The following is a 6,445-nucleotide window of genomic DNA, read 5'->3' as shown; positions in this document are numbered from 1 at the left end:
GACAGGTCGGCGTCGTCGTCGTAGAACAGCTCGGCCACGGATCAATCTCCTTGGAGTTGGGGGTGTTGCGGTCTGGGTTGGGGATGGTCAGGCGCTGCGAGCGATGCGCTCGAGTGCCCGGTCGGTCATGGAACGGCTGCCACGGCCGATGGCCACGGCACCGGACTGCACGATCTCGCGGATGCCGTACGGCTGCAGCGCGGTGAGCAGGGCGTTGAGCTTGTCCTCACCGCCGGTGGCCTCGATCGTCACGGCGTCCGGAGCGACGTCCACGACATGCGCCCGGAACAGCTCGACGACCTGCAGTACGGCGGTGCGCGCCGCGTCGTCGGCCTTCACCTTGACGAGCAGCAGCTCACGCTGCACCGACGCCTGCGGCGTCAGCTCCACGATCTTGAGCACGTTCACCAGCTTGTTGAGCTGCTTGGTGACCTGCTCGAGCGGGTTGCCCTCGACGTCGACCACCACCGTGATGCGGGAGATCTCCGCATGTTCGGTGGGCCCCACGGCGAGGGAGTGGATGTTGAAGGCACGGCGTGCGAACAGCGCAGAGACCCTCGTGAGGACACCGGGCTTGTTCTCCACCAGCACGGACAGGGTGTGTCGGCTCATCTTGCTCACTCGTCCCGCTCGAAGTCTGGTGTGATGTCCCGGGCGTACTGGATCTCGTCGTTGGACACGCCGGCGGCGACCATCGGCCACACCATGGCATCGCGGCTGACCACGAAGTCCACGACCACGGGGCGGTCGTCGATCTCCCGGGCCTTCTTGATCGTCTCGTCCACGTCCTTGCTCGACTCGCACCGCAGGCCCACGCAGCCGTAGGCCTCCGCCAGCTTGACGAAGTCCGGGATACGACGGGTCTCGTGGCCGGTGTTGAGGTCGGTGTTGGAGTAGCGCTCGCCGTAGAACAGCGTCTGCCACTGGCGCACCATGCCCAGCGACGAGTTGTTGATCAGCGCGACCTTGATCGGGATGCCCTCCAGCGCACAGGTGGCGAGCTCCTGATTGGTCATCTGGAAGCAGCCATCGCCGTCGACCGCCCACACCTCGCGGTCGGGCATACCGACCTTGGCTCCCATGGCGGCAGGGATCGAGTAACCCATCGTGCCGAGGCCACCCGAGTTCAGCCACGTGCGTGGGTGCTCGTAGCGGATGAACTGGGCCGCCCACATCTGGTGCTGCCCCACTCCCCCGGCATAGATCGCTTCGGGGCCGGCCAGCTCTCCCAGCCGGGAGATGACGTGCTGGGGGGCGAGCAGGCCGTCCGCAGTCGGCGTCCACCCGAGCGGGTAACGATCACGCAGGTCGTCGAGGAACGCCCACCATGCCTGCACGTCCGGCTGACCGTGCTGGGTGTGCTCGCGGCGCAGCTCGGCGGCGAGGTCCGCCAGCACCTCTCGGAGGTCGCCCACGATCGGCACGTCCGCGATGCGGTTCTTGCCGATCTCGGCAGGGTCGATGTCGGCGTGCACCACGGTCGCGTTCGGAGCGAACGAGTCGAGCTTGCCGGTCACCCGGTCGTCGAATCGGGCTCCCAGCGCGACGATCAGATCCGCCTTCTGTAGTGCGGCCACGGCGGAGACCGAACCGTGCATGCCGGGCATGCCGACGTGCTGCGGGTGGCTGTCGGGCAGCGCGCCGCGCGCCATCAGGGTGGTGATGGCGGGGGCACCCGAGAGGTCGACCAGCTCGCGGAGCTGGGCCGAGGCGTCGGCCCGGATGACGCCGCCGCCCACGTACAGCACCGGCTTGCGCGAGGTCGCCAGCAGTCGAGCGGCCTCGCGCACCTGCTTGATGTGCGGCTTGGTGATCGGGTGGTAACCCGGGATGTCCAGCTCGGTGGGCCACGTGTACCGGGTCTCGGTCTGCATGGCGCTCTTGGCGATGTCCACGAGCACGGGGCCGGGTCGGCCCGTCTGCGCGATGTGGAACGCGTCGGCGATCCTGGCCGGGATCTCCGCCGGGTCGGTGACGAGGAAGCTGTGCTTGGTGACCGGCATCGTGATACCCACGATGTCGGCCTCCTGGAAGGCGTCCGTGCCGATCATCGACTGCGCGACCTGACCGGTGATCGCGACCACCGGCACCGAGTCCATGTGCGCGTCGGCGAGCGGCGTCACGAGGTTGGTCGCGCCGGGTCCGGAGGTCGCCCTGCAGACGCCGACGCGGCCCGTCGCGGCGGCCTAGCCGGTGGCGGCGTGTCCGGCGCCTTGCTCGTGGCGCACGAGGATGTGCCGCATCGATGAGTCGAACAGCGGGTCGTAGACGGGCAGCACCGCACCGCCAGGGATGCCGAAGATGACGTCCGTGCCGACCGCCTCGAGCGAGCGTACGACCGCCGCCGCGCCGGACATGGGCTCCCCGGCCGCGGCCGGGTTGCTGTGCGCTGCGGTCGGTCGCGCCTGGGCGGGCGGGGCCGGCCGCGGCGGGGCGGGGTGCGGGACCTGCGTCGTCATCGCTCCTCCTTGGCCTTTCGAGACGGCGGTGTTGCGGGTGCGGACATACAAAAACCCCTCGGCCCGGAGTGGGCTGTCGAGGGGTGCGCGCTCAGTGTGAGGTCGACGTTCAGACCGCTGCGCTGGCGCGCTCGGTAAGTACGACGAGAATCACGGTGCTGGACACGTTCGACACTGTAGACCCGCACGCCGTGTTCGCCCAACTCCACCCGCCCTCCGTCTCATTCTGTGGATCACGAGTCCGTATCGCGGACGTCTCTCAGTCGCGCCCGGCAGCGGTGCAGACGCAGACCTCGTTGCCCTCCGCGTCCGCGAGAACCCAGAATCGCGGCGCAGCAGCGTCGCTGAGCAGCGTTCCGCCGGCGGCAACCGCCGCGGCCACTCGGCCCTCGGCCTCCTCGAGTGGCACCGTGACGTCGAGGTGGATCCGGTTGCGCTGCGGGCGCGGCTGATCCATCTGCTGGAACCAGACGGCGACCACGCCGGTGCCGGCGGCCGGCAGGTCGCCGCGCTCGTCCGGCTCGAGCCCTGTGACCGCCACCCAGAAGGGTCGCACGGCATCGATGTCCAGGGCGTCGACGGCGTACTCCATCACCTGCCTCTGCGCCGGCTCGGCGTCCAGACCCGCCTCAGCGGCCAGCGCCGAGATCGTGCGCGCCATGTCCACGTCGCGGCTTGTGAGCCCGCCGGCGTCATGCGTGGTGAGGTCGACGTCGACGTGCCCATAGCTGACCTGTAGGTCCGGGTGATGGTTCGCTGCATTCGCCGCCTCGACCATGCGGGCCACGAACGCGGCGCCCGCGCTCATGTCCGGCGTGACGAACCGCGAGCGCAGCGCCCCGAGCATCACCCGCCAGTCGGCGAGGCCATCCATCGCGAGCACCTGCGAAGCCGTGAACTTCTCCATTCCTCCACGCTATGCCGATGCCGCTCGCGTCGCTGCCGGTAGGGTGATCAGCAATCGATTACTTCTGCCGTGCACGGCACCCGTCCTGGAGGACCCACCACCTCATGCACCACGACATCGCTTCGCTGCTCGACGTCGAGACCCGCTCGATCAGTCCTGAGAACTTCACGGGCGCCAAGAACGGTGGTGGTCGCGCCGTCGAAGGGACGGGTGCTGCCTGCGCGCGGGACCTCGGAGTCGGCTGGAAGGTCTCCCCCAGTGTTCAGATCGAGCCGGGGGCGACCTGGGACCTGGCGCGTATCGAGGGTGCCGGGCGCATCACGCACGTCTGGCTGACGACCCACACAGACAACTGGCGCCGACTGCTCCTGCGCGCCTCCTGGGACGGTGCGGCCGAGCCCGCGGTCGAGGTGCCGGTCGGCGACTTCTTCGGCCAGGGCTGGGGCCGGTTCGCCCAGCTCAGCTCGCAGATGGTGGCCGCCAACCCGCACGGCGGGTTCAACTCGTACTGGCCGATGCCGTTCACCGACGGCGCCCACCTCACGGTGGAGAACCTCTCCGAGGACACGGTGACGGTCTATTACCAGGTGACCTACGACGTCGGGGAGGCGGTGGCGCAGGGCGCCCGCCTCCACGCGCAGTGGCGTCGCAGCAACCCGCTCGAGAGCGGCACCACCCACACGATCCTCGAGGACGTGCGCGGGCGCGGCCACTACGCCGGCACCTATCTCGCCTGGGGCGTCAACTCCACGGGCTGGTGGGGCGAGGGCGAGATCAAGTTCTACCTCGATGGGGACGCCGGCGATCCCGCGAACCGCTTCCCCACCATCGCCGGCACCGGGACCGAGGACTACTTCGGCGGCGCGTGGAACTTCGACGTCCCCGGCCAGGGCTACACGGCCTACTCCACGCCATACCTCGGGCTGCACCAGATCATCCGGCCGGACGGTCTCTATGACGCCCAGCAGCGCTTCGGCATGTACCGCTGGCACGTGCCGGACCCGATCCGCTTCAGCACCGACCTGACGGTCGACATCCAGGCGCTCGGCTGGCGCAGCGGCCACCGCTATCTGCCCCTGCACGACGACATCGCCTCGACTGCGTTCTTCTACCTCGACGCACCGACCGCGAACCGCCCACCCACGCCGGCGCTCGACGACCTCGAGATCCTCTGATCCGCGGCTACCGTGGACCGATGTTCACCGCGCTCGATCCCTTCCGATCGGTGAGGTCGCCGTTCCACAGCCAGGCGATCTCGATCACCGGGTTCAGCGAGATGACCTTCCTCGCGGGCCAGGGCGGAGTCCGACCGGACGGCACCCGCGGCAACGGGATTGCCGAGCAGACCGTCATCGCGATGGAGAACGTCGTCGCCGTCCTGGCCGAGGGGGACATGAGCATGGCCAACGTCGCGAAGCTGACCATCTACCTCACGCAGCACGACCACATCCCGAGCTTCGTCGAGGCGGCTTCGCCGTTCCTGCCCGACCCGCGGCCCGCAGCCACGCTCCTCATCGTCGGCGCCTTGGCCGACCCGTCGCTCCTGGTCCAGGTCGAGGCGGTCGCTGCGCGCTGACCGGCGGACTGCGCCGCAGCTCAGACGAGCACCGCGCCCGTGCTCGCCGACTGCACGAGCTTGGTGTACTTCGCGAGCACGCCACGGGTGTAGACCGGAGGCAATGGCTGCCAGCCTGCCCTGCGGCGTTCAAGCACCTCCGGCTCGACCAGCAGGTCGAGCGTCTTGTTCGCGACGTCGAGAACGATGCGGTCACCGTCTTCGATGAACGCGATCGGTCCGCCGTCGACCGCCTCGGGCGCGACGTGACCCACGCACAGCCCGGTGGTGCCGCCCGAGAAGCGGCCATCGGTCATCAGCAGCACCGTCTTGCCCAGGCCAGCGCCCTTGATAGCACCGGTGATCGCGAGCATCTCGCGCATGCCCGGGCCACCCTTGGGGCCCTCGTACCGGATGACCACGACGTCGCCGTCGGTGATCGTGCCGTCCTCCAGCGCGTCCATCGCTGCCCGCTCGCGGTCGAACACCCGCGCCGTCCCTTCGAACGTCGTCGAGTCGAAGCCTGCGGACTTGACGACCGCACCTTCAGGAGCGAGCGATCCGTGCAGGATCGTGATGCCGCCCGTGGGGTGAATCGGCTCCGACATCGCACGCAGGATCTTGCCGTCCGGGTCCGGCGGCGCGATGTCGGCGAGGTTCTCTGCCAGAGTCTTGCCGGTCACCGTGAGGCAGTCGCCGTGCATCAGTCCGGCGTCGAGCAACGCCTTCATGATGACCGGCACGCCACCGATGCGGTCCACGTCGTTCATCACGTACCGCCCGAACGGCTTCAGGTCACCGAGGTGCGGCACGGAGTCCGCCACCCGCGAGAAGTCCGCGAGCGTGAGGTCCACCTCGGCCTCGTGGGCGATCGCCAGCAGGTGCAGGACCGCGTTGGTCGATCCGCCGAACGCCATCACCACCGCGATCGCGTTCTCGAAGGCCTCCTTGGTCATGATGTCGCGCGCGGTGATGCCGCGCCGCAGCATCTCCACCACGGCCTCACCCGAACGGTGCGCATACGAGTCCCGGCGTCGGTCCGGCGAGGGCGGCGCGGCCGACCCGGGGATCGACATCCCGATCGCCTCGGCCACCGACGCCATCGTGTTCGCGGTGTACATGCCACCGCACGCGCCCTCCCCCGGGCAGATGGCACGCTCGATGGTGTCCACGTCCTCCCGGCTCATCAACCCGCGAGCGCACGCGCCCACCGCCTCGAACGCGTCGATGATCGTCACGTCCTTCTCGGTGCCATCGCTCAGCTTCACCCAGCCCGGCATGATCGATCCCGCGTAGAGGAACACCGAGGCCAGGTCGAGCCGTGCTGCCGCCATCAACATGCCCGGCAGGGACTTGTCGCACCCCGCGAGCAGCACCGAGCCGTCGAGCCGCTCGGCCATCATCACGGTCTCGACCGAGTCGGCGATGATGTCGCGGCTCACGAGCGAGAAGTGCATGCCCTCGTGGCCCATGGAGATGCCGTCGGACACCGAGATGGTGCCGAACTCCAGCGGGTACCCGCCG

At 69.1% G+C, this 6,445-nt stretch carries 5 protein-coding genes and 1 pseudogene; 2 read left to right on the top strand and 4 right to left on the bottom strand.

The genetic code is table 11. The features are described from left to right. Window positions 1-87 precede the first annotated feature (87 nt). From ilvN to ACOJSN_RS20135, 3 genes and pseudogenes are all read right to left on the bottom strand, one after another. Window positions 88-612, bottom strand: coding sequence for an acetolactate synthase small subunit (gene ilvN / locus ACOJSN_RS20145; RefSeq protein ID WP_420114265.1), 525 nt, complete (start codon window positions 610-612; stop codon window positions 88-90). Window positions 613-617: 5 nt separating this feature from the next. Continuing rightward, window positions 618-2,459 (bottom strand): annotated as a pseudogene (locus tag ACOJSN_RS20140) (acetolactate synthase large subunit). A gap of 259 nt (window positions 2,460-2,718) precedes the next feature. Beyond that, on the bottom strand, window positions 2,719-3,366 hold the full coding sequence (locus ACOJSN_RS20135; protein WP_420114264.1) for a VOC family protein: 648 nt from the start codon (window positions 3,364-3,366) through the stop codon (window positions 2,719-2,721). 104 nt (window positions 3,367-3,470) lie between these two features. Between ACOJSN_RS20135 and ACOJSN_RS20130 the strand changes: the two genes are divergently transcribed. Further along, window positions 3,471-4,541 (top strand): glycoside hydrolase family 172 protein, encoded by a 1,071-nt coding sequence (locus ACOJSN_RS20130; RefSeq protein WP_420114263.1) that lies wholly within the window; start codon window positions 3,471-3,473, stop codon window positions 4,539-4,541. A gap of 20 nt (window positions 4,542-4,561) precedes the next feature. Beyond that, window positions 4,562-4,942: a RidA family protein gene (locus ACOJSN_RS20125; protein ID WP_420114262.1), complete on the top strand. Its 381-nt coding sequence runs from the start codon at window positions 4,562-4,564 to the stop codon at window positions 4,940-4,942. Between the two features lie 20 nt (window positions 4,943-4,962). Here ACOJSN_RS20125 and ilvD read toward each other — a convergent pair. Next, window positions 4,963-6,445 (bottom strand): dihydroxy-acid dehydratase (ilvD, locus tag ACOJSN_RS20120; RefSeq protein WP_420114261.1); only part of this gene is annotated, 1,483 nt, incomplete at its 5' end.

Origin of the sequence: Pseudactinotalea sp. (assembly GCF_048594945.1) — a bacterium.
GTDB lineage: Bacteria > Actinomycetota > Actinomycetes > Actinomycetales > Beutenbergiaceae > Pseudactinotalea.
Note: the sequence above shows the minus strand (reverse complement) of the source record. Positions and strands in the feature narration are given on the sequence as shown.